The 22,066-nt window shown below is 73.6% G+C and carries 20 protein-coding genes; 11 read left to right on the top strand and 9 right to left on the bottom strand.

From position 1 onward, the window contains the following. Positions 1 to 144: 144 nt before the first annotated feature. Together QN157_06245 and QN157_06240 are read right to left on the bottom strand one after the other, a co-directional pair. Complete coding sequence (locus QN157_06245; GenBank protein ID MDR7555194.1) at positions 145 to 1,197, bottom strand: DUF4392 domain-containing protein; 1,053 nt, start codon at positions 1,195 to 1,197, stop codon at positions 145 to 147. Then, a complete protein-coding gene (locus tag QN157_06240) occupies positions 1,194 to 1,424 on the bottom strand; it encodes a GntR family transcriptional regulator (protein MDR7555193.1) in 231 nt (76 codons plus the stop codon). The genes QN157_06245 and QN157_06240 overlap by 4 nt, the downstream gene beginning before the upstream one ends. Positions 1,425 to 1,596: 172 nt before the next feature. Here QN157_06240 and QN157_06235 point away from each other — a divergent pair, with 172 nt between their 5' ends. Genes QN157_06235 through QN157_06220 form a run of 4 tightly spaced genes read left to right on the top strand, consistent with a single transcriptional unit; the run spans position 1,597 to position 5,823 of the window. Beyond that, complete coding sequence (locus tag QN157_06235) at positions 1,597 to 2,631, top strand: SIS domain-containing protein (GenBank protein MDR7555192.1); 1,035 nt, start codon at positions 1,597 to 1,599, stop codon at positions 2,629 to 2,631. Continuing rightward, entirely contained in the window at positions 2,632 to 4,110 is a 1,479-nt protein-coding gene (locus QN157_06230) for a hemolysin family protein (protein ID MDR7555191.1), read from the top strand. Beyond that, positions 4,103 to 5,056: an ABC transporter ATP-binding protein gene (locus QN157_06225; protein ID MDR7555190.1), complete on the top strand. Its 954-nt coding sequence runs from the start codon at positions 4,103 to 4,105 to the stop codon at positions 5,054 to 5,056. The genes QN157_06230 and QN157_06225 overlap by 8 nt, the downstream gene beginning before the upstream one ends. Then, positions 5,056 to 5,823: an ABC transporter permease gene (locus tag QN157_06220; protein MDR7555189.1), complete on the top strand. Its 768-nt coding sequence runs from the start codon at positions 5,056 to 5,058 to the stop codon at positions 5,821 to 5,823. The genes QN157_06225 and QN157_06220 overlap by 1 nt, the downstream gene beginning before the upstream one ends. Positions 5,824 to 5,966: 143 nt before the next feature. Here the strand turns inward: QN157_06220 and QN157_06215 are convergent, their stop codons facing one another. After that, positions 5,967 to 7,049: an ATP-dependent 6-phosphofructokinase gene (locus QN157_06215; protein ID MDR7555188.1), complete on the bottom strand. Its 1,083-nt coding sequence runs from the start codon at positions 7,047 to 7,049 to the stop codon at positions 5,967 to 5,969. Between the two features lie 123 nt (positions 7,050 to 7,172). Then, complete coding sequence (gene pckA, locus QN157_06210) at positions 7,173 to 8,774, bottom strand: phosphoenolpyruvate carboxykinase (ATP) (GenBank protein ID MDR7555187.1); 1,602 nt, start codon at positions 8,772 to 8,774, stop codon at positions 7,173 to 7,175. 213 nt (positions 8,775 to 8,987) lie between these two features. Here pckA and QN157_06205 point away from each other — a divergent pair, with 213 nt between their 5' ends. Genes QN157_06205 through QN157_06195 form a run of 3 tightly spaced genes read left to right on the top strand, consistent with a single transcriptional unit; the run spans position 8,988 to position 12,059 of the window. Beyond that, a complete protein-coding gene (locus QN157_06205) occupies positions 8,988 to 10,289 on the top strand; it encodes an MFS transporter (protein ID MDR7555186.1) in 1,302 nt (433 codons plus the stop codon). Between the two features lie 22 nt (positions 10,290 to 10,311). Continuing rightward, positions 10,312 to 11,211 carry an ABC transporter substrate-binding protein gene (locus tag QN157_06200; protein ID MDR7555185.1) on the top strand — a complete coding sequence of 300 codons (900 nt, stop codon included), beginning with the start codon at positions 10,312 to 10,314 and terminating at the stop codon, positions 11,209 to 11,211. Beyond that, entirely contained in the window at positions 11,202 to 12,059 is an 858-nt protein-coding gene (locus QN157_06195; GenBank protein MDR7555184.1) for a histidinol-phosphatase, read from the top strand. The genes QN157_06200 and QN157_06195 overlap by 10 nt, the downstream gene beginning before the upstream one ends. Positions 12,060 to 12,109: 50 nt before the next feature. On the opposite strand, the gene QN157_06190 is transcribed toward QN157_06195, so the two are convergent. The 5 genes from QN157_06190 to QN157_06170 are packed head-to-tail and all read right to left on the bottom strand — an operon-like array spanning position 12,110 to position 17,291. Beyond that, on the bottom strand, positions 12,110 to 12,880 hold the full coding sequence (locus tag QN157_06190) for a glucose 1-dehydrogenase (protein MDR7555183.1): 771 nt from the start codon (positions 12,878 to 12,880) through the stop codon (positions 12,110 to 12,112). A gap of 56 nt (positions 12,881 to 12,936) precedes the next feature. Then, positions 12,937 to 14,262 carry a glutamate-cysteine ligase family protein gene (locus QN157_06185; protein ID MDR7555182.1) on the bottom strand — a complete coding sequence of 442 codons (1,326 nt, stop codon included), beginning with the start codon at positions 14,260 to 14,262 and terminating at the stop codon, positions 12,937 to 12,939. A 12-nt stretch (positions 14,263 to 14,274) separates the two neighbouring features. Then, positions 14,275 to 14,934, bottom strand: a complete 660-nt coding sequence (locus QN157_06180; protein MDR7555181.1) for a histidine phosphatase family protein — start codon at positions 14,932 to 14,934, stop codon at positions 14,275 to 14,277. Beyond that, complete coding sequence (locus QN157_06175; protein MDR7555180.1) at positions 14,931 to 16,295, bottom strand: aspartate aminotransferase family protein; 1,365 nt, start codon at positions 16,293 to 16,295, stop codon at positions 14,931 to 14,933. Before QN157_06175 ends, QN157_06180 begins: the two co-directional genes overlap by 4 nt. A gap of 18 nt (positions 16,296 to 16,313) precedes the next feature. After that, the gene (locus tag QN157_06170; protein MDR7555179.1) at positions 16,314 to 17,291 is read right to left on the bottom strand and encodes a LysR family transcriptional regulator; all 978 of its coding nucleotides are present in this window, start codon (positions 17,289 to 17,291) and stop codon (positions 16,314 to 16,316) included. A gap of 335 nt (positions 17,292 to 17,626) precedes the next feature. Between QN157_06170 and QN157_06165 the strand changes: the two genes are divergently transcribed. The 4 genes from QN157_06165 (at position 17,627) to QN157_06150 (ending at position 21,953) form a co-directional block, all read left to right on the top strand. Then, positions 17,627 to 18,619, top strand: coding sequence for a CoA-transferase (locus QN157_06165; protein ID MDR7555178.1), 993 nt, complete (start codon positions 17,627 to 17,629; stop codon positions 18,617 to 18,619). Continuing rightward, on the top strand, positions 18,619 to 19,437 hold the full coding sequence (locus tag QN157_06160; protein ID MDR7555177.1) for a CoA-transferase: 819 nt from the start codon (positions 18,619 to 18,621) through the stop codon (positions 19,435 to 19,437). Before QN157_06165 ends, QN157_06160 begins: the two co-directional genes overlap by 1 nt. A gap of 4 nt (positions 19,438 to 19,441) precedes the next feature. Continuing rightward, a complete protein-coding gene (locus QN157_06155) occupies positions 19,442 to 20,335 on the top strand; it encodes a citryl-CoA lyase (protein MDR7555176.1) in 894 nt (297 codons plus the stop codon). Between the two features lie 148 nt (positions 20,336 to 20,483). Continuing rightward, complete coding sequence (locus QN157_06150; GenBank protein MDR7555175.1) at positions 20,484 to 21,953, top strand: aldehyde dehydrogenase family protein; 1,470 nt, start codon at positions 20,484 to 20,486, stop codon at positions 21,951 to 21,953. The last annotated feature ends 113 nt before the right edge of the window (positions 21,954 to 22,066 follow it).

The raw sequence follows: 22,066 nt of genomic DNA, 5'->3' as shown, positions 1-22,066 counted from the left end.
AACAGGTCGCGCAGCCCGTCCCCCAGGAGGTTCAGTCCCCAGGCCAGCCGCACGCGGGGGAGCGCCGCGATGCGGGCGCGCAGCTCGGCAGGCGTCACCGTGGCCATCGCCGATCGTCGGGCGGCATGGGCACCGCGGGCCGTCTCAGATCGCCAGCCATGGGTAGCGGGGCTCGCGGTACAACCGGCCGAAGTCGATGCCGCTGCCGACCATGAAGCGCAGCAACGCCAGCACGGCGCCGTGGAGCTCCACCGGCACGGCGTCGGTACCCACGTCGAGCAGGCCGGGGCCATCGTTGTTGGCACCGGCGGCCGCGCACAGGTCGTGCACGCGCCGGTCGATCTCGGGGGTGTGCAGCACCTCGGGCCGGCCCAGCAGCAGCGCCATGGCCGCGGCGATGCCATAGGCCCCCCAGTTGGAGATCGCGGTGAGCACCAGGTAGTCGGTGGGCGTCGCGGGCACCACCGACCCCTGGCACGGGCACTGACAGCGACGGCCGCGGGGCACGGCCGCGAACACGGCCTCGCGGATCAGCGCGCAGCCCAGCTCGTTGCCACCGTCGCCGACGCCCACGGTGGGAATGCCGGCCGCGCGCGCCCGCGCGAACAGCACGTCGACCTTGGCGCAGTGGTCGGTGAGCCGGTGCCCGCCCGCGCTGTGGTAGTGGCCGTGCTCGTTGGCGCCGGGCCGCTCGATGGCCAGCAGCACCTTCGGCCGCAGGCGCGCCAGCATCGCCTCGGCGGCGCGTTCGGCCTCGGCCCAGTCGAGGGGAAAGCCCGTGACGGCGGCGGTCGTGGGCAGCCGCAGGGCCTCGTCGACGCCCCGGGCGTAGAGGCCCGCGCCGCGCACCGCCGCTGCGCACATCTCCACGTGGTTGGGCTCGGTCAGGATGACCGGCCGCGCGGCCAGACCCAGCACCAGCGCCCGCGCCAGCGTCGCCGCGCCGACCGGGCCGTCCTGCTCGCCCGAGAACCACGGATAGGTGGGCAGGCCGGTGGCGATGACCACCACGTCACCCGGCGTGACGCGCTCGAGCAGCACGCGCGCGACCGTCAGACACAGCGGCCCGTGGTGCACGGCACGCGCGGCGGCGTAGAGGTCGCCGACGACACCGCGGCCCGTGATCTCGATGGTGCAGAGGCGGTCGATGGCCTCGCCCACCTTGAGGTGCCGCGCGTCGAGCTCGACCGACGTCATGGCACACCGCCCCGTGCGGGCACGCGGGAGATCAGGCCCTCCTGCACCAGACGCTCCATCGCCCGGCGCACGGTGATCCGGCTCACGCCCAGCTGGCGCAGGACCGCCTCTGGGATCGCCATCCACGTGCCCGGCGCCAGGCCGTCGCGAGCCAGGTACTGCCGCAGCCAGGTCTCAACCCGGTAGTACAGCGGCGCCGGCAAGCGCCGCGTGACGGCATTCGTCATAATGGTATGATCATTGGGCTTCGCGCAGGCGGTTCCTGCCACGGGCAGCGCCCCGCCGCCGGTGCGCGGCCAGCGCGACGATCTCCACACTCTCCGACAGCCGGTCTGGCAGGGACCGGGCAGGCGCCGACGAAGGGGTCTGCCGGTTCACCAGCGCAGCGGAGTCCGTCTTGTGCCCACGCCGACCCACGCCATGCTGGCCGAGATCCAGGAGCAGCCGGCGGTACTGGCCCGCCTGCTCACCGAGCAGGCCGCCGCCATCGGCGCCATCGGCGAGGCGCTGCGGCGTCGCGCCCCGGCCGTGGTGGTGTTCGTCGCGCGGGGCACGTCCCACAACGCGGCCATCTACGGCCAGTACCTCGTCGAGACGCTGTTGCGGCTGCCCACGGCCACGGCCATGCCCTCGGTGACGACGCTCTACCGCCGCACGCCCGATTGGTCGGCAGGGGTCGTGATCGGCATCTCGCAGTCGGGCCGCTCGGTGGACGTCGCCGAAGTGGTGGCCGAGGCCCGCCGGCAGGGCGCGCTCACCATCGCCATCACCAACGATCCCACCGCGCCCCTGGCGCAGCACAGCGGGCACGTGCTGCCGCTGGGTGCCGGGCCCGAACGCGCCGTGGCGGCCACCAAGACCTTCACCGCGTCGCTGGCTGCGCTGGCCGCCCTCGTCGCCGGCTGGGCGCAGCACCGCGGGCTGGGGCGCGCGCTGGCGCGGGTGCCCGACGCAACCGCGGCGGTGATCGCCCGCGCGGCCACGCTCCAGGCGCTGGCGCGGCGCTACGCCAGGCGCGAGCCGTGGATCGTCACCACGCGCGGGTACATGCTCGGCGTCGCCGACGAGGCCGCCCTGAAACTCAAGGAGAGCGCCTACGCGTTCGCCGAGTCGATGTCGGCAGCCGAGCTGCTCCACGGGCCCATCGCGGCGCTGGATCGGACCCGCACCGTGATCCTGTTGCTGCCGCCCGGACGCACCCGCGCGAGCCTGATCGACCTGCGGGTGACGCTGCGCCAGCGGTCGGTGCCCACCCTCACCTTTGCCTTCGGCGACGATCCGGGCGACCTGGCCGCCGACGTCCGGCTGCCCGAAGCCCTCGTGCCGGTGGCGGCGGCGCCGGCGGTGCACCTCTTCGCTTACTACCTGGCGGTCGCCCGGGGCCTGAACCCCGACGCCCCCCGGGGGCTGCGCAAGGTCACGGTGACCTGGTAGATGCGCGACCTGTCCCTGGAGATCCTGATCCTCCTGCTGCTGGTGCTGACCAACGGGCTGTTCGCCATGGCCGAGATCGCCATGCTGGCTGCCCGGCGCACGCGCCTGGAGCAGCGGGCGGCCGCGGGCGATCGCGGCGCCCGCGTGGCGCTGGACCTGCTGCGCACGCCCAGCCGGTTCATCTCGACCGTGCAGGTCGGCATCACGCTCGTGGGCATCCTCGCGGGCGCGTTCGGCGGTGCCACCCTGGCGCAGCCGCTGGCTGCGTGGCTCGCCACGGTCCCGGCCCTGGCGCCCTACGCCCAGGCGACGGCGCTCGGCCTGGTCGTGGTGCTCATCACGGTCCTCTCGCTGGTGCTGGGCGAGCTGGTGCCCAAGCGCGTCGCGCTGGCGGCGCCGGAAGGCCTGGCCGCCGCGCTGGCGCCCGCGATGCGCGGGCTCGCGGCCGTGGCGGCCCCGGTGGTCCACGTGCTCAGCGCCCTCACCGAGCTGGTCGCGCGCCTGCTGCGGGTGCCGGCCGTGGCCGAGCCGCCCGTCACCGAAGAGGAAGTCCGGCTGTTGATCGCACGCGGCGCCGAGGCCGGGGTGTTCCAGCCGGGCGAGCGCAGGCTGGTCGAGCGCGTCTTCCGCCTGGCGGACCGCCGCGTCAGCGCCATCATGACCCCGCGCACCGAGATCGTCTGGCTCGACGTGGACGACTCGCTCGAGGACATCCGCCGCAAGGTGACCTCGAGCCGCTACGCTGCCTACCCGGTGGCCGAGGGCACCCTCGACCGGGTCGTGGGCATCGTGCAGGCGCGCGACCTGCTCGTCCACCTCATGGCCGGACGCCCGATCGACCTGCGGGCGCTGGCGCAGCGCCCGCTGTTCGTCCCCGAGACCGCCCCGGCCCTATCGGTGCTGGACCAGTTCCGGCAGGCCGGCACGCACACGGCGCTGTTGATCGACGAGTACGGCGGGCTGCAGGGACTGGTGACGAGCGACGACATCCTCGAAGCGATCGTGGGCGAGATCCCGCAGGCGGGCGAGGCCGCGATGCCGTCGGTGGTCCGGCGGCCGGACGGCTCGTGGCTCGTCGACGGCATGCTGCCGGCGGACGAGTTCAAAGCCCTGCTGGGCCTGGAGGCCCTGCCCGCAGAGGGCGAAGGCTACGAGACCGTGGGCGGCCTGGTCATGACGGTGCTGGATCGCATCCCCACTACCGGGGACCACGTGCTGCTGCCCGGATGGCGGGTCGAGGTGGTCGACATGGACGGGCACCGCGTCGACAAGGTGCTCGTCACCCGGGCGGAGGAGTCCCCGCGCGGCCCCGGCACGCCCGAAGAGCCCACCGCGGCCGGATCGCCCGACGTCCCGGGCGCGACGTCCCCTCCATCACCGCCAGCGCCGGGGCAGCACGGGGCCGCAGCACGCCTGGAGGATGGCCCCCAACCCCGCACCGTACGCGACGCCGCCCGGTGGGATGGCGCCGATGCGTGACGTCCCGGACGCCGTCGTGCGGGCCGAGGGTCTCACCAAGCGCTACGGTGCCCTGGTGGCCGTCGACGGCATCACGTTCACCGTGCGCCGCGGCGAGTGCTTCGGCTTCCTGGGGCCCAACGGTGCGGGCAAGACCACCACCATGAAGATGATCTACTGCGTGCTGCCGCCCACGGCGGGCCGCCTGGAGGTGCTGGGCTGCGACGTGCGCACCCAGGCGCGGGCCATCAAGGCCCGGCTGGGGGTGGTCACGCAGGAGAACACCCTGGACACGGCGCTGTCGGTGCGCGAGAACTTGGTGATCTTCGGCCGCTACTTCGACCTGCCGTGGGCCACGGCCCGGCGGCGGGCCGACGAGCTGCTGGCGTTCGTGGCGCTCGCCGAGCGCGCGGCCGACCGCGTCGAGACCCTCAGCGGCGGCATGCGCCGGCGCCTGATGGTGGCGCGTGCGCTGGTCGCCGACCCCGACCTGCTGGTCCTCGACGAGCCGACCACCGGGCTGGACCCCCAGGCCCGCCAGCTGGTGTGGGAGAAACTGCGCCAGCTCAAGCGCCGGGGCGTCACGCAGATCCTGACGACCCACTACATGGAGGAAGCCGCCGCGCTGTGCGACCGGGTGGCCATCATGGACGGCGGCCGGATCGTGGCCGAAGGGACGCCGGCCGAGCTGATCCGTGCCCACGTGGGCCGCGAGGTGGTGGAGTTGCACGGGCTGGCGCGCGACGGCGAGGGCGGGGTCGGGTTGCGCCGCGTGCTGGCCGCGGCGGGCGACACCGCCGACGCCCACGAAGTGCACGGCGACCTGGTCCTCCTCTACACGGCCGACGGCGAAGCGGTGCTCCACCGCATCCGTGCCGCGGGGGTCGACGTCGAGGCGGCGATCCTGCGCCGCGCGACCCTGGAGGACGTCTTCCTCAAGCTCACCGGGAGGATGCTGCGCGACTGATGAGGCTCTTCTGGCCCCGGGGCGCCCTGCGGTTCTGGCAACGCAACGTCTACATCTTCCGGCGCATCTTCCCCGAGTCGGTGGCCGTCAACTTCCTCGAGCCGGTCATCTACCTGCTGGCCATGGGGTTCGGGCTGGGCGCCTACCTGAGCACCATCGGCGGCCTGCCCTACCTGACGTTCGTGGCCACGGGCCTAGTGGCCACGGCCGCGATGTTCGGGGCGACGTTCGAGTGCACCTACAACGCCTACGTGCAGATGTACTACGAGAAGGCCTACGACGCCGTCATCACCACTCCCCTGAACGTGGAGGACGTGGTGGTGGGCGAGATCGCCTGGGGCGCGACGCGCAGCGTGCTCTACGGCACCGCCTTCCTGGTGGTCATCACGCTGTTCGGGGTGGTGCGCTCGCCCCTGGCGCTGCTGCTCCCGCCGGTGTTCTTCCTGGCAGGGCTGATGTTCGCGGTCATCGCCATGACGTTCACGGCCATCAACCCCAACATCGACTACTTCACGTTCTACTTCGCCCTGTTCGTCACGCCCATGTTCATGTTCAGCGGCGTCTTCTTCCCCCTGGACGCCCTGCCGGCCTGGGTGCAGGTCGCGGCGTGGCTGACCCCGCTCTCGCACGTCGTGCGCGTGGCGCGGGCGCTGGCGCTGGGCACGGCCGACGCGCGCGTCCTGGCCGACGTCGCCTGGATGCTGGCGGTGACCGTCGCGCTGTTCCCGGCCCCGCTGCGGCTGATGCGCCGCCGGCTGATCCGCTGACGACGCCCGGGCCGCCGCGCGCTGCGCGATGGGCCCGCGGGCTGCCGCGCCGGGACACCGCCGGCCCCATTGTCCCGCGACCAGACCGCCCGTGACCGACCGGCCCGCGGGCTGCCCCGCAGGGGCGCCGCCGGGGCCACGGGTCAGGTCCCCACCGACATCCCCAGCGCCTTCGCCGTACGCACCAGCTGGCCGTCGGGCGGCACGCGCTTGGGGGTGGCGATGGCCTCGGCAAGCGGCACGTCGACGATCTCGGTGCCCCGCAGGGCCACCATGACGCCCAGACGTCCGGCGGCGATGCACTCGACGGCGCGCACGCCGAAGCGCGTCGCCAGCAGGCGGTCGAAGGGGGTGGGGCTGCCGCCGCGCTGCAGGTGCCCCAGCACCAGCGAGCGCGTCTCGCGTCCGGTCGCCTCGGCCAGCTGGGCCGCCACCTGCTGCCCGATGCCGCCCAGCCGCGGCAGCCGGCCGGGGCCGCCGGTGTCCTGGTACACCTGCGTCCCGCCCACGGGGTGCGCGCCCTCTGCGGCCACGACGATCGACCACGGCCGCCCGCGCCGCGCACGGTCCTCGATGGCCGCGACCACGGCCTCCAGCCGGTAGGGGATCTCGGGGATCAGCACCACGTTGGCGCCGCCGGCGATCCCCGACTCGAGGGCGATCCAGCCGGCGTTGCGGCCCATGGTCTCCACCACCATGACGCGGTGATGGCTCTCCGCCGTGGAGTGGAGCTTGTCGATCGCCTCGGTGGCGGTGAGCCGGGCCGTGTCGAAGCCGAAAGTCACATCGGTGGCGGCGATGTCGTTGTCGATGGTCTTGGGGATGCCCACCACCGGCGCGCCCATCTCGTAGAGCTGCTGGGCGATGTGCAGGGTCCCGTCGCCGCCGATGACGACCAGGGCCTGGAGGTCCAGCGCGCGCAGGCGGTCCAGGACCATGGGGGACGCGTCGACGACCTCGACCTGCCCGTTGCGCACCACCGGCCAGGCGAACGGGTTGCCACGGTTGGAGGTGCCCAGGATCGTGCCGCCCTGGGCCAGGATGCCGCGGACCTCCTCGATGCCCAGCGGGCGCGTGCGGTCGTGGAGCAGGCCGTCGAACCCGTCGAGGACGCCGACGACCTCCCACCCGAACCCGCGCACAGCGGACAGCACCACCGCCCGGATGACCGCGTTGAGCCCGGGGCAGTCCCCGCCGCCGGTTAGGACGCCGATGCGCCGGCGCACGCTCACGGCCGCCCCCGCTGCGCCCGGCGCGGCGCGGCGCCGCGCCCGCCGCGTGCTCCGAAGGCCCGCACGGGCCCGACCACCCGCACGGTACCGACCGCCCCGAGCGCCGGACCGCCCACGCTACTGCGGCATGCGCGGCCCGGCGGCCCGCACCGCCGCCGAGGTGTAGGGCGCGAACTCCTCGAACGCGCGGTGGAACATCGCCACCAGGTCCCGGGCCTTGGCGTCGTACGCCGCCGGGTCGGCCCACGTCGCCCGCGGATGCAGGATTTCCGCTGGCACGTCCGGCACGCGCTCGGGCACCAGCACGCCGAAGACCGGATCGGGGGTGGCGGGCACGTCGTCCAGGACGCCCGCGACCGCCGCACGCACCATGGCCCGGGTGTACGCCAGCTTGATGCGCTCGCCGCCCGCGCCCTGGGCGCCCCCGCTCCAGCCGGTGTTCACCAGCCAGACCGTGGTCCCATGGCGCCTGAGGCGCTCGCCGAGCATCTGCGCGTAGACCGTGGGGCGCTGCGCCATGAACGGCGCCCCAAAGCAGGCCGAGAACGTGGCGGTGGGCTCCGTGATGCCCTTCTCGGTGCCCGCCACGATGGCGGTGTAGCCCGTCAGGAAGTGGTACATCGCCTGCTCGGGGGTCAGGCGCGCGATGGGCGGCATCACGCCGAAGGCGTCGCAGGTCAGGAACACCACGGCGCGCGGATGCCCGGCCACGCCGCCGGGCCAGACGTTCGGCATGTAGGTGATGGGGAAGGCCGCGCGGGTGTTCTCGGTCAGCGCGTCGTCGTCCAGGTCGAGCCGACGGGTCAGGGGATCCATCACCACGTTCTCGAGGATGGTGCCGAACATGTGCGTGGCCTGGTAGATCTGCGGCTCGCCCTCCTTGGACAGGCGGATCGTCTTGGCGTAGCTGCCGCCCTCGAAGTTGAAGATCCCCTCGTCCGACCAGCCGTGCTCGTCGTCGCCGATGAGCGCCCGGTCGGGGTCGACGGACAGCGTGGTCTTCCCCGTGCCCGAGAGGCCGAAGAACAGCGCCACGTCGCCCGCAGGACCCCGGTTGGCCGAGCAGTGCATGGAGAGCACGCCCTCCAGCGGCAGCAGGTAGTTCAGCAGGGTGAACACCGACTTCTTGATCTCCCCGCCATAGGTCGTGCCGCCGATCAGCACCAGCTTGCGGGCCGGGTGCAGCAGGATGAACACCTCCGAGCGGGTGCCGTCCTCGGCCGGGTTGGCCAGGAAGCCGGGCGCGTCGATGACGGTGATCTCGGGCGTGTGCTGGGCGCGGGTGCGCTCGTCGGGCACGATGAACATCGTGCGGGCGAACAGGCTGTGCCAGGCGTACTCGGTGATGACCCGCACGCCCCGGCGGTAGCGCGGGTCGGCGCAGACGAACAGGTCCTGGACGAACAGGTCCCGGCCGCGGAGGTAGGCCTGGAGGCGCCGGTGCAGCCGCTCGAAGTTCTCGGGCGGAATCGGCCGGTTGTGCCTCCCCCACCAGATGTGGGCCTCGCTGGACGGTTCCCGCACGACGAACTTGTCCTGGGGCGATCGTCCGGTGTGTGGCACCGTGACCACCACCAGCTGGCCGTCGGCCGCCAGGTGGCCCTCGCGCCGGCGGATGGCGTGCTCGTAGAGGGCCGCGGGGGGGAGGTTCCACGCCACCGCGCCCGGTTCGATCCCCTGCAGTTCCAGTCCATGGCGGCTCCGGATGCCTTCCTCGATGACCACGTCCCCACCTCCAGGCGCGCAGGACGCCCCCAGCGCCGCCGCCCCCCTGGGACGTCCCGAAGCCAGCGGAGTAGTTCGCGGTCGCCGGCCGGGCTTCCCGCCGGCCGCCAGGACCGGACCCCGGGGCGCGCGAACCCCCGGGGTATGCGGCCTGGGGGACTTCCCACCAGCGCACCCGACCGGCGAGCCTCCGGTGAGACGGGACGGGTGCTGGCCTGGCTTGCGCCCGACGGGCAGCGCATCCTGGCAGCGCGCGCCGTCCGCACGTTCGCGTACGGCTTCCAGGCGGTGCTGCTGGGCGTCTACCTGAACCGGGCCGGCTGGGCCCCCTGGCAGGTCGGGGCCATTCTCACGGCAACCCTGCTCGGCTCGGCGGCGCTGACCGCGGTGTTCGCCGCCACCGCGGACCGCTACGGCCGACGCCGCATCCTGATGTTGTCGGCGCTGGGCATGGTAGGCAGCGGTGTCGCCTTCGCCGTCACCACATCCTACCCTGTGCTGCTCCTCGTCGCGCTCACGGGGACCGTCGGCGTCACCACCGGGGAGGTCGGTCCGTTCCTGTCGCTCGAACAGGCCATGCTCCCCCTGACCACCTCCGCCGACCGCCGCACCCGTGCCTTCTCGCTGTACAACCTGGTGGGCGCGCTGGCAGGTTCGCTCGGCGCGCTGGCGGCCGGGGTGCCGGCGCTGCTGCAGCGGGCGGGGCTGACCGCCGACGACGCGTTCCGTGTCATGTTCCTGGTGTACGCCGCGCTCGGCATGGTCACGCTGAGGTTGTTCAGCCGGCTGGGCCCGCACGTGGAGGCGGTGACGGTGGCGCAGGCCGCCAGTGGCCTGCGGCGCTCGCGGGGCACCGTGCTGCGGCTGGCGGCGCTGTTCGTCGTGGACTCGCTGGCGGGCGGCTTCGTCGTGCAGAGCATGATCGCGTTCTACTTCAGCGCGCGGTGGGGGGCCGGGCCCGACGTGTTGGGGCCCGTCTTCCTGGGCGCGGGCCTGCTCCAGGCGGCGTCGTTCTACGCCGCCGGGCGGCTGGGCGAGCGCATCGGGCTGGTCAACACCATGGTGGCGACCCACCTGCCGTCCAACGTGCTGCTGATGGCGATCCCGCTGGCGCCGTCGCTGGCGTGGGCGATCGGCCTGCTGCTGGCGCGGTTCGCCCTGTCGCAGATGGACGTGCCCGTGCGGCAGTCCTACGTCGTGGCCGTGGTCGACCCGGAAGAGCGCATCGCGGCAGCCGGCCTGACCAACATCGTGCGCAACGTGGCGCAGGCCACGACCCCGCTGGTGGCGGGAGCGTCGATGCAGCTGGTGGGGCTCGGCGCGCCCTTCGTGATCGCCGGCGCCATGAAGATCGCCTACGACCTGTTGCTGTTCGCGTGCTTCCGGCACATTCGGCCGCCGGAGGAGACGGGGCGGATGCCCGCGGGGGCGACGCCACGGGCCGCGGCCGCGGAGCCCGTGCCGCCTGCGCCCGCGGCGACGGGCCGGACGCCCTGGAACGCGCCGTGAGCCCCAGCGGGAGGCCGCCGCGGTGAAGATCGTCTCGCTGCTGCCCAGCGCCACCGAGATCGTCTGCGCGCTCGGCCTGGGCGACCGGTTGGTGGGGGTCTCCCACGACTGCGACTGGCCACCCGAGGTGCGCGCGCTGCCCGCGCTGAGCCAGGCCGTGGTGACCGCCGACCGGCCCAGCGCCGAGATCGACGCCACGATCCGCCGCGCGGTGCACACCGGCACCAGCGTCTACCACCTCGACGCCGCGCAACTCGCCGCGCTTGCGCCCGACCTCATCCTCACGCAGGAGCTCTGCCGGGTGTGCGCGCCGTCGTTCACCGAGGTGCGCCGGGCCGCGCGGGTGCTCGCAGGGACGCCCTCCATCCTCTCGCTGGAGCCGCGCGGTCTGGACGACATTTTGGAGACGATCCTCGACGTCGGCCAGCACACCGGCGCCCACACGGCGGCCGCCGCCCTGGTCGGCGCGCTGCGGGCGCGCATCGAACGGGTCCGCCGGCTGCCGCCGCCCGCACCGCGGCCGCGGGTCGTCTGCCTGGAGTGGCTCGATCCGCTCTTCGTGGCCGGCCACTGGGTGCCCGAGATGGTGGAGGCCGCGGGCGGGATCGACGTGCTGGGACGGCCGCGCCAGGAGTCGTTCGTCGTGGACTGGGAGCAGGTGCTCGATGCCGCGCCCGACGTGGTGGTCCTCATGCCCTGCGGGTTCGACATCGCGCGCACGCGCCAAGAGCGCCACCTGGTGACCGGCCGGCCGGGCTGGGACGCGCTCCCGGCGGTGCGGGCCGGGCGCGTCTACCTCACCGACGCCAGCGCCTACTTCAACCGGCCCGGCCCCCGCATCGCCCGCGGCGTGGAGATCCTGGCCGAGCTCCTGCGGGCACCCGGCGGGCCGTTGCGTACCGAAGGAGCCGAATCGCTCTGATCCGGACGGCCTACCACACCCACAACCGCTACTGCGACGGCATCGGCGAGATCGCGCAGTACGCCGAGGCTGCGGCCGCCGCGGGGCTGGGGGCGCTGGGGGTCACCAGCCACGCACCGCTGGACTTTCCCGACGAGGCCGCGATGCGGGCCGCCGACCTGCCGGCCTACTGCGCCGACGTGGCCCGCGTGCGCGCAGCCTGGCAGGGCCGCCTGGCCGTCCACCTGGGGCTGGAGTTCGACTACATCCCCGAGCGCCACGACGCCCTCTGGGCCCTGGTCGCGCCGTACCCGTTCGAGTTCCTCATCGGCTCGGTGCACTTCCTCGGCGAGACCGCCCTGGGAGTTCCGTGGGCGTACGACCTCACCCGGCGCGGCTTCGAGGAGGGGCTGCACCGCCACTTCGCCGGCGAGGTGCGGCGACTGGTCGGCGCCTACTACGAGCGCATCCGGGGACTGGCGGCCTGGGGCGGGGTGGCCATCGTCGGCCACCTGGACCGCGTCAAGAAGTGGAACGCCGGCAACCGCTACTTCCGGGAGGACGACGCCTGGTACGTGCGCGAGGTGGAGGCCACCCTGCACGCCTGCGCGCGGGCCGACCTGATCGTGGAGCTCAACACGGCCGGCTGGCGCGACGCCGTGCGCAGCCCGTACCCGAGCCCGTGGATCCTCCGCCGCTGCCTGGCCCTGGGCATCCGCCTGCTGGTCACCACCGACGCCCACTCCCCGGCCCAGGTGACGGACCACCACCAGGAAGCAGACGCGCTGCTGCGCGAGGTGGGCTGCACCGAGGTGGCCGCTTTGCGCGACGGCGCGTGGACCATGGTGCCGCTGGACGCGCCGCCATGAGGCCGCCAGCGCGGATGGACGACCGCCCCGTGCGCCCGCGGCCCCCGCCCTCAGAAGTAGTTGGACGTGATCCCGCCGTCGACCACCAGCACCGCGCCGTTCGTCCAGCTCGACTCGTCGGACGCCAGGTAGAGCGCCATCGCCACGATGTCGTCGGGCCGGCCGAAGCGCCCCATGGGAATGCGCGCCAGGCGCACCGCCTTCGCCTCGGGGTTGGTCAGCAGCCACTCGGTCAGCAGTGGCGTCTCGATGGGCCCGGGGCAGATGGCGTTGGTGCGGATGCCCCGGGGGCCGAACTGCACGGCCAGCGACTTGGTGAGCGCGATGACCCCGCCCTTGCTGGCGGTGTAGGCGTCCTGCGGCACGGTGCACCCCACCAGCGCCACGAACGACGCGATGTTGATCACCGACCCGCCGCCCGCGCGCAGCAGCGCCGGGATGCCGTGCTTGCAGACCAGGTAGATGCCCTTCAGGTTGACGGCCATCACCCGGTCCCACACCGCCTCGTCCAGGTCGACGACCGAGCCGTCCTCGGGCGGGAAGATCCCGGCGTTGTTGTAGAGGACGTCGATGCGGCCAAACGCGGCCTCTCCCGCGCGGATCGCCGCGGCCACGTCCGCCTCGCGCGAGACGTCGGTGCGCACGAAGAGCGCCTCGCCGCCCGCGGCGTGCACCTCGTCCACGGTCTCGCGCCCTGCGGCCTCGGCCACCTCCGCGACCACCACCCTGGCCCCCTCGCGCGCGAACCGCACCGAGGCGGCGCGCCCCATGCCGCTCCCTGCACCGGTGATGAACACCACCTTGCCGTCCAGCCGTCCCATGGTCTCCCTCCTCGCAGGCTGTCTGGTCTCCTCTCGTGCACCGCACGCGCGGGCGCCTACAGCGCCCGCGCCGCCACCAGCGCCGCAGCCCCGCCGCGGCGAAACGTGGTCACGGCGTCGTCGGCCGGCAGCCGCCGCGTCTCGAGGCGGCGCCGCAGGCCGTCCAGCAAGCGCTCTTCGCCCCGCCCGCGCCGTCGCAGCGCGTCGGTCGCCACGTCCAGCAGGCGCGCCAGGAACCGGGGGGCCGGCTCGGGCGCGCGCACGCCGCAGCGGACGGCGGCGCGCCGGTAGGCCGCCATCACTCGCCACGCGCGGCGCCCCAGCGCATCGCCCCCGAGCGCCTCGGCCACCAGCGCCTGCGCCTCGCGCCAGCCCTCCACCAGGGCGAGCGCCAGGGCCGCGGCGGCCAGCGGGTCCTCGGGCGGCTGCTGGCAGGCCGGCCGCACCTCCACGGTGGCGTGCTGCGCGCGGGGCCGCGCGCTGTACCACAAGTAGTGCTCGTGCCAGAGGAACGCGTCGAGGTCCGGGCCGCGCGTCTGCAGGTAGGCCGCCAGCGGACGGCCGTACGCCGCGTACGAGGGGCCGCGCCGCAGCACGGCGCACGGCTGCTGGCAGACGAACCGGACGTAGTCCTCGAGGTCGGCAAACGGCCGGGGCGGCATGCCGTGGCGCTCGCCCAGCCCCCACAGCAGGCCTTCCCGCCCCGAGCAGAACCGCCCCACGCGCCCCGCGTAGACCGACGAGTTCGCCGTGAGCGCGATGATCGCTCCGGAGAGCAGGTTGAGGACGTTGACCACCCCGACGACCTCGTCGCGCCCGACGTCCACGTGCACCTGGTCACTGGCCGTGGTGGTGAACGGCAACCACGGCCGCCCGAGGCTGCGGTAGAACGCGGCGTACCGGCGCTTGGGCGTGATCAGGCCGGCGCGGGCCTGGGTCCGGGGCTGGATGCCGTAGCCCAGCACGCGCAGGCGCGCAGCGGTGGCCACCTGCACCAGCCGGCCGATAGCGGACGCCGACACCTGCGCCAGCGTGTGCAGGTCGTCGACGGGCGGCAGCACCACCTCGACCGTGGCGCGGCCGACCTCGACCTCGTAGCCCGCGCCGCCGACGTCCACGCGCGCGATGACGGTCCGGTCGGGGTCGTCGTAGCGGACGCGGGCGGCGCTGTGCGTGCGCAGCCCGTCCCACAGGCGGGCCACCGGCGCGGCCCGACCGTCGGGCCAGACCAGGGGGAACTCAGCCTCACGGCCCACGCGGCGCAGCCCGCGGACCCGCGCCGGGAACCGCTGCGCGAGCTGCGCGGTCAGGTCCTCGATCGCCGCCTGGAGCCGCCGGGCGTCCGCGACCACCGCCCCGTTTCGCCCGTCTGCGGCCGCCATCCCGTCCCGCCGTCAGAACGACGGGTACTTGGCGGCGTCGGGGCAGAGCTGGTAGACGCGGTGGGCCAGCAGTCGGCCATCGACGTCCAGGTGGAACTGGTTCAGCTCCAGGTTGAGGATGTCGTACTTGAGCGCGGCGTAGGGGTCGAGGCCGCGCAGCTCACCGTGCAGCTGCTGCATGAAGTTCTGGTGCGACGAGACCAGGATGCGCTTGCCCCCATAAGCCGCCAGCACGCGCGCGAGGAACGTCCGCGCGCGGGCGCGCAGCGCCTCGAACGACTCGCCGCCGGGCGGGTTGAGGGAGTACCGGACGTGGTCGATCGGCACGTAGATCACGTCGGGGAACCGCACGCGGATCTCGTCCTGGGTCAGGCCTTCCATCTGCCCGAAGCTGCGCTCGACGGCGAGGTCGTCGATCACGATGCGCTCGCGCGGCCACCCGGTGACGATCTCGGCGGTCTCGATGGCGCGGCGCAGGCTCGAGGCGATCACGACGTCCAGGGCCGTGCCCGCGAAGCGCTGGCGGGCCTCCTCGGCCTGCCGGCGGCCCTCGTCGGCCAGCGGGACGTCCAGGCGGCCGCCCGTGCGCTTGGTGCGGTTCAGCTCGGTGAGGCCGTGGCGCAGGGTGTACAGCAGCGTCTGGCCCGGAGCCAGGGGGGGTTGGTCGATCATCGGTGCCGTTCGACCTCCGCGAGGCTGTCGTCGAGGATGTCCAGGGCACGGTCGAGCTCGGCGCGGGTGATCACGAGCGGCGGCGCCAGGGTCAGGACGTTGCCCATGCTGACCTTGAAGCTCAGCCCGCGGGTCAGCGCCGCGTACATGACCGCCTCGGCCTCGGCGACGGCCCGGGCCCGGGTGGCGCGGTCGGTGACCAGCTCGACGCCCAGCAGCAGCCCCAGCCCGCGCACGTCGCCGATCAGCGGGTGGCGGGCCTGCATGGCGCGCAGCCGCTGCAGGGCGTGCTCGCCCAGCACGCGCGCCCGCTCGACGAGGCCGTGGTCCTCGATGTACTGCAGCGTGGCCAGCGCCGCGGCGGCGGCCACCGGGTTCTTCTCGTGGGTGTAGTGGCCCAGGGCCCGGTCGGCCGCCACGTCGAAGCGCTCGCGGGCCAGCACCGCCGCCAGGGGCATGATGCCACCGCCCAGACCCTTCCCCAGCACGAGGATGTCGGGGACGACGCCGTAGTGCTCGCAGGCGAACATCGCACCGGTGCGCCCCAGCGCCGTGGGGATCTCGTCGAGGATGAGCAACGCACCGTGACGGTCGCACGCCGCGCGCACGGCCTGCCAGAACTCGCGCCGCGGAATCACCGGCGTGGCACGCACCGTCTCGGCGATCACGGCGGCCACGTCGCCCTCCTTCTCGAGCACGTACTCGATGTAGCCGGCGCACTTGAGGTCGCACCCGCCCCGCGCCTGACAGTCCCACAGACAGCGGTACGGGTCGGGCGGCGGCACGTGCTCGGTGCCCGGCAGCAGGGGCCCGACGTCGCGCCGGAACAGCTCCTCACCGCCCACCGAGATGGCGTCGAGGGAGGCGCCGTGGAAGGCGTCCCACATGGAGATCGTCTTGTAGCGACCGGTCACCGTGCGGGCCAGCTTCAGGGCGATGCCGATGGCGCCGGTACCGCTGGGGCAGAACAGCACCTTGTGCAGGTCGCCCGGCGCGAGCTGCGCCAGCTTCCGCGCCAGGGCCACCGCCGGCTCGTTGGTGAACCGGCGCGGGCAGAAGCTCAACGCGTCGAGCTGCGCCTTGATCGCCGCCACCACTGCCGGGTTGCCGAAGCCCACCTGGTGGACGCTGTTCCCGTGGAAGTCCATGTAGCGGCGACCCTGGAGGTCTTCGAGGTAGATGCCCTCGCACCGTCGCAGGGCGGTCAGGCACGGCGTGGACAGCGCCTGGTGGAGGAAGTAGCGCGCGTCCTCGGCGAGCAGCGCGCGGGTCGGCTCGTCCAGCATCGCCGCCTGCCACGCCGCCCGCCGCGGCGAGAGGTTCACGTCACCTTCCGAGGGTTTGGGCACGACGCGCTCCATCACGACGCCTCCGGGTTCTCACGCCGGCCCCTTGGTTCCTGCCCCGGCGCGGGTCTTCCTCTGCTGCTGGCGTGGGGCCCGGCGCACCGACGCCGGAACCATTGCCAGGAACGCGGCCAGCACCGGGGCCAGCATCCGGTCGCGGTGGTAGACCAGCGCGAAGTCCAACACCAGCGGCTCGCGCAGCGGCCGGCCCACCAGGCGTCCGCTGGCCAGGTCCTGGGCCACCGCGGCCTGGGCCATGATGGCCACGCCGATGCCGTCGGCCACCGCGCTCTTGATGGCCTCGTTGCTCTCCAGCTCCATGGCGACGTCGACCACGACCCCGTGGGCTGCTGCGGCCTCCTCGATGAGGCGTCGGCTGGTGGACCCCGGCTCGCGCAGGACCAGCGGCCAGCCGCGCAGATCGCGGACGGAGACGCGCGCCCGCTGCGCCAGCGGGTGGCCCGGCGGGAGGACCACCAGCATGCGGTCCCGGACCAGCGGCCGCGTCACGAGCGCCGGGTCGTCGGGTCGACCGGCCACGAGCCCCACGTGGAGCGAGAAGTCCTTGATCCGGTCCAGGACGATCTCGGAGTTGGCCACGGTCAGGCTGACCTTCACGCCGGGGTGGCGCTGCTTGAACCGGTCGAGCAGGTTGGCGACGTAGTACGCGCCGGCCGTGCGGCTCGCGCCCACGCGCAGGACGCCGGTGCGCAGCGCCCGCTCACCGGCCAGGGCGTCCTGCGCGGCCTCCACCAGGTCGAAGATGCGCTGGGCGTAGCCGGCCAGCGTCCGGCCCGCCTCGGTGAGCACCAACCGGCGACCGTCGCGCTCGAAGAGGACGACCCCGGTGGCCTGCTCCAGCCTGCGCAGCTGCTGGGTGACCGCGGGCTGCGTGACGCCCAGGGCGCGCGCCGCCCGGTGCACGGCCTGGTGGACGACCACGTGGTGGAACGCCCGCAGCGGCCCCAGCGGCAGGGGCGGGCGTGGGTCTGGCGCGAGGGCGTGGGCCATCGCCATGTATAATATTTGCTTTTGATATTCCGTGCAATCCTTATTTGACATTATCAATTGGACGCTCCCTATAATGCAGGCACGCGCGCGGCATCTGCCGTTGGGGCGGGCGGCGTGGCGTGGCCTGTCACCGCCGCGGATCCGCGGCCTGGGATGGCGGGCCGGGGCCGGTCGTCACGACGGGATCCGCGGTCTCTGGCCGTGGCGGGCCAGTGGCCGGTCGTCAGGGCGGGATCTGCAGTCTTCTGGCCGCGGCGGGCCCGTAGCGGGTCGTCAGGGCGGATCCATGGCCCGTCAGTGCGGCGGGCAGGCGCGTGGATGCACGGAGGACGAGCGTGGCCCTGCGCAGTGCGGCGCGTCCTGCGCCCAAGGTCATGACGGCAGCCGAGGCGGTCGCGCGCTTCGTGCGGCCGGGGAGCGTCCTGGGCATGGGCGGGCAGAACATCGGCCGCTGCCCGCAGGCGCTCACCTTCGAGATCATCCGCCAGAGGATCGGCGACCTCACCGTCGTGGGCTGCAACCTCTCCCTGGGCATGGACCAGCTGGTCGGCGCAGGGCTGGTCCGGCGCACCGCATCGGGGTCGGGCAACCTGGAGCGGTTCGGGGTCACGTACTGCTGGCGCCGGGGCATCGAGGACGGCACCCTCGTCCACGAGGACTACAGCCACCTGGCCATGGTCAGCCGCTTCCTGGCCGGTGAGATGGGCGTGCCCTTCATGCCCACCCGCAGCCTGCTGGGCTCCGACATGCTGGCGGACGCGCCCGTGCTGTCGTGGGGCGCGCGGGCCACAGGCGGCGCGCACGACGCCGCGGCCGCGCAGCGCGCTTCCCCACCCAAGGCCGTGGTGGTCGACAACCCCTGGGCGCCGGGCGAGCCCGTGGTCCTGGTGCCGGCCCTGCAACCGGACGTGTCCATCGTGCACGTCCAGCGCGCCGACCCCCTGGGCAACGTCGTCATCGAGGGCTTCGCCACCCACGAGCCGGAGATGTTGCGCGCCTCGCAGACGGTCATCGTCTCGTGCGAGGAGCTGGTCCCCACCGACGCGATCCGGGCGGCGCCGGAACGGACCACGGTGCCGTTCCTGTACGTCGACGCCGTGGTGGTGGCGCCCTTTGGCGCCTACCCCACGTCGGTCTACGGGTACTACGACTACGATGCGGCGGAGGTGGCCCGCTACCAGGAAGCGGCCCGCAGCGGGCCGGCGGCGGTCGCCGCGTACCTGCAGGAGGCGGTGTGGGACTGCGCGACGTTCGACGACTACCTGGCCAGATGCGCAGGGCCCGCGCGTCTGGAGGCGCTGCGGGCGGCCATGCGGGAGGTGCTCTAGTGCACGAAGCTGCCGCGCAGGCCCCAACCCCGGCGTTCACCCGGCAGGAACTCATGGTGATCGAGGCGGCCCGCCGGCTGCACGACGGCCAGGTCGTCTTCGTCGGCACGGGGTTGCCGCTGCTGGCCACGGCGCTGGCCCAACGCCGACACGCGCCCAACATCGTCATGGTCATCGAGAGCGGCGTCATCGCGCCGCTCGTCCGGCCCACGCCGATCTCCGTGTCCGACCCCAAGGTCATGGCGCGCGCCATGCGGCTGGGCACCCTGCGCGAGGTGCTGGGTGGTCTGCTCCAGCGAGGGCTGATCGACGTGGGCTTCCTGGGCGGCGCCCAGATCGACCGCCACGCCAACATCAACTCAACGCAGATCGGCCCACCGGGGGCGCTGCGCCGCCGGTTGCCCGGCAGCGGCGGCGCCAACGACATGGCCAGCCACTGCCGCCGGCTGCTGGTCATCACCCACCACGAGCCCCGGCGGTTTCCCGAACGCTGCGACTACGTCACGAGCCCCGGCTTCCTCGACGGGCCGGGGGGGCGGCAGCGGGCCGGGCTGCCCGCCGACTTCGCGGTCACGGTGGTGACCGACCTCGCCGTGCTGGAGGCCGACCCGTCGACGTGCACGCTGCGCCTGACCGGCCTGATGCCCGGCGTCGACGTGGCGACGGTGTGGGCGCACACCGGGTTCCGCCCCGAGGTCGCCCCCGACCTCCAGGAGGTCGCGCCACCGGCAGCCGACGACCTCACGGTGCTGCGCGAGGAGCTCGACCCCCAGCGGGTGTACCTGAAGGCCGACGAGCCCGCGGCCGCAAGGAGGTAGCCGGATGGAGTCCGCAGGAACCGCCGCGCGCCGGGAGCCGTTCCACTGGCGCACGGCCATCTCGTACAAGACCCGCGACCGGGTTGTGATTCGCGGGTACAACGTCAACGACCTGACGGGCCGGGTCTCGTTCGCCGAGATGGCCTACCTGGTCTGGCGCGGCGAGCTGCCCCCGGAGTCCCACGCGCGGATGCTGGACGCCATCCTGGTGAATCAGTGCGAGCACGCGTTCTCACCGTCGTCGGCCGCGTGTCGCTTCGTCACCTCGGGCGGCGTGCCCCTGCACGTGGGCGTGGCCGGCGGGCTGCTCGCTCTGGGCTCGTTGCACGGCACGGCCGACCGGCCGGCCGCGCTGTTCAAGGAGGCGCTGGCGCGCATGGAGCGCGAGGGGCTCACCCTGGAGGAGACCGCGCGCCGTGTCGCCGGCGAGGCGCGGCGCGAGGGGCGGCGGCTGCCCGGCTACCACCACGCGCAGCACATCGTCGACCCGCGGACCGCGCGCCTGCTGGAGCTCGCCGACGTCTATGGGGTCGCGGGGCGCCACGTGGCCATGGCCCGCGCCATCGAGGCGGCCACCGAGGAGTTCTGGGGCCGGCGCATCTACCTCAACGGCCCCGGCGCCGTGGGCGCCATCTGCATGGACATGGGCTTCGACCTGGACCTGATCAAGGGGGTCTACCTGCTGTCGCGCATCGTCGGGCTGATCGCCCACACCTACGAGGAGATGCACCGCGAGCGCGGGTGGCGCGCCTCGACCAACGCGCCCATCGTGCAACCGCTGGACCTGGAGTTGCAGAAGCCGGAGTTCTACGACGGGCCACCGGAGCGGACGTTGCCGCCCGAGCGCACGCCGGTGCCCGCACCCGGTGCGGGAGACGGGAGCGGGACCGCCAGGTGAAGAAACGACGGTCGTTGCGGCACCCCCTGCGCCCGGGATCGGGCCTGTGGCGGCCTCGTGCAGGGCAGAGCCGGCGGTCGTCTGCACACGTCGGCCACGCGGCGGGCCGGGGCGTCGATCTCCGGCGCAGCGCACCGAGGTGGGGTAGGTGAGCCCCGTCGCGTTGCTGGGGGAGGTCCCCTCGGACCGGCTCTTCATCGGCGGCCGGTGGGAGGAGAGCCGCTCCGGGCGCACGCTGCCCACCTACAATCCCGCCACGGGCGAGGTGCTGGCCCACGTGCCCGTCGCCGACGAGGCCGACGTCGACCGGGCGGTGGCCGCGGCCGAAGCGACCGTGCCCGGCTGGGCCCAGACGCCGCCTGCGGAGCGCGCCGCGCGCCTGCGGGCCCTGGCCGCGGTCCTGCGCCAGCACCGCGAGGCCCTGGCGCGTCTGGATGCCGTCAACTCCGGCAACGTGATCTCCGGCATGCGGCGCGACGTCGACTGGGCGGCCGACTCCCTCGACTACTTCGCCGGCCTGCTCCCGGAACTCAAGGGCGAGACCTACCCTGCCCCGCCCGGCGAGTTCGCGTTCACGGTGCGCGAGCCGTTCGGCGTCGTGGCCAAGATCAACCCCTACAACCACCCCCTGCGCTTCGCGGCCGAGAAGCTGGCCGCGCCGCTGGCTGCGGGCAACACCGTGATCGTCAAGCCCCCCGAGCAGGCACCGCTCTCCTCCCTGGTCCTGGGCCGCCTGGTGCAGGACCTCTTCCCCCCGGGGGTGGTGAACATCGTCCCGGGCGACGGCCCGACCACAGGCGCGGCGCTGGTGCGCCATCCGCGCGTGCGGCGGATAGCGCTCATCGGCTCGGTGGAGGCCGGCCGGGCGGTGATGCGGGCAGCCGCCGACGGCCTCAAGGTGGTGACCCTGGAACTGGGCGGCAAGAACCCGCTGGTCCTCTTCCCCGACGTCGCTCCTGAGGAGGCCGCCGAGGCGGCGGTGGCCGCCATGAACCTCAACCGCGCCGGCCAGTCGTGCAGCAGCACCTCGCGCGTCTTCGTGCACCGCGACTTGCACGACGCCTTCCTGGAGGCCCTGGTGGCGCGGCTGCGCGCCCTGCGCCTGGGCCCGCCCGAGGCCGACGAGAGCCAGGTCGGCTGCCTGGTGTCCCGCGAGCAGTACGAGAAGGTGCTGGGCTACATCGAGGCCGGGCGCCGCGAGGGCGCGCGGTGCGTCTACGGCGGCGGACCGCCCGACGACCCGGTGTTGCGCCGCGGGTTCTTCGTCGTCCCCACGGTCTTCGACGGCGTGCGGCCCGAGATGCGCATCGCCCAGGAGGAGATCTTCGGCCCCGTGATGGCCGTGCTCACCTGGACCGACGAGGACGAGATGGTCCGCCAGGCGAACGGGGTGATCTACGGGCTGAGCGCGGCCATCTACACGCACGACCACGCCCGGGCCCTGCGGGTCGCCCGGCGCCTCGAGGCCGGGTACGTCTGGGTGAACATCCCCGGCGGACACGCGCTGGGGGTCCCCTACGGGGGGGTCAAGCAGAGCGGCATCGGCCGGGAGGAGTGCCTGGAGGAGCTGCTGAGCTACACCCAGGTCAAGAGCATCCGGATGCGCCTGGACCGGTAGTCTGCCGGTCGATGATCTGCACGCTGGCGCTGCGAGCATCCGGATGCGCCTGGGCGGGTAAGCGGTCCGGGGGCAGGGCCGCAAGGGATTGGCGGAGGGCTGCGGAATACCAG

Source organism: Armatimonadota bacterium, assembly GCA_031459855.1.
Classification (GTDB): domain Bacteria; phylum Sysuimicrobiota; class Sysuimicrobiia; order Sysuimicrobiales; family Humicultoraceae; genus Fervidifonticultor; species Fervidifonticultor primus.
The sequence above is the reverse complement of the archived record's forward strand: the minus strand, read 5'-3'. Positions and strand labels throughout refer to the sequence as shown.

Excerpts from the sequence above, each read along its gene's own strand:
- QN157_06245 (MDR7555194.1), bottom strand. The coding sequence starts at position 1,197 with ATGACGTCGGTCGAGCTCGACGCGCGGCACCTCAAGGTGGGCGAGGCC.
- QN157_06240 (MDR7555193.1), bottom strand. The coding sequence starts at position 1,424 with ATGACGAATGCCGTCACGCGGCGCTTGCCGGCGCCGCTGTACTACCGG.
- QN157_06230 (MDR7555191.1), top strand. The coding sequence starts at position 2,632 with ATGCGCGACCTGTCCCTGGAGATCCTGATCCTCCTGCTGCTGGTGCTG.
- QN157_06225 (MDR7555190.1), top strand. The coding sequence starts at position 4,103 with ATGCGTGACGTCCCGGACGCCGTCGTGCGGGCCGAGGGTCTCACCAAG.
- QN157_06220 (MDR7555189.1), top strand. The coding sequence starts at position 5,056 with ATGAGGCTCTTCTGGCCCCGGGGCGCCCTGCGGTTCTGGCAACGCAAC.
- QN157_06190 (MDR7555183.1), bottom strand. The coding sequence starts at position 12,880 with ATGGGACGGCTGGACGGCAAGGTGGTGTTCATCACCGGTGCAGGGAGC.
- QN157_06185 (MDR7555182.1), bottom strand. The coding sequence starts at position 14,262 with ATGGCGGCCGCAGACGGGCGAAACGGGGCGGTGGTCGCGGACGCCCGG.
- QN157_06180 (MDR7555181.1), bottom strand. The coding sequence starts at position 14,934 with ATGATCGACCAACCCCCCCTGGCTCCGGGCCAGACGCTGCTGTACACC.
- QN157_06175 (MDR7555180.1), bottom strand. The coding sequence starts at position 16,295 with ATGGAGCGCGTCGTGCCCAAACCCTCGGAAGGTGACGTGAACCTCTCG.
- QN157_06170 (MDR7555179.1), bottom strand. The coding sequence starts at position 17,291 with ATGGCCCACGCCCTCGCGCCAGACCCACGCCCGCCCCTGCCGCTGGGG.
- QN157_06155 (MDR7555176.1), top strand. The coding sequence starts at position 19,442 with ATGGAGTCCGCAGGAACCGCCGCGCGCCGGGAGCCGTTCCACTGGCGC.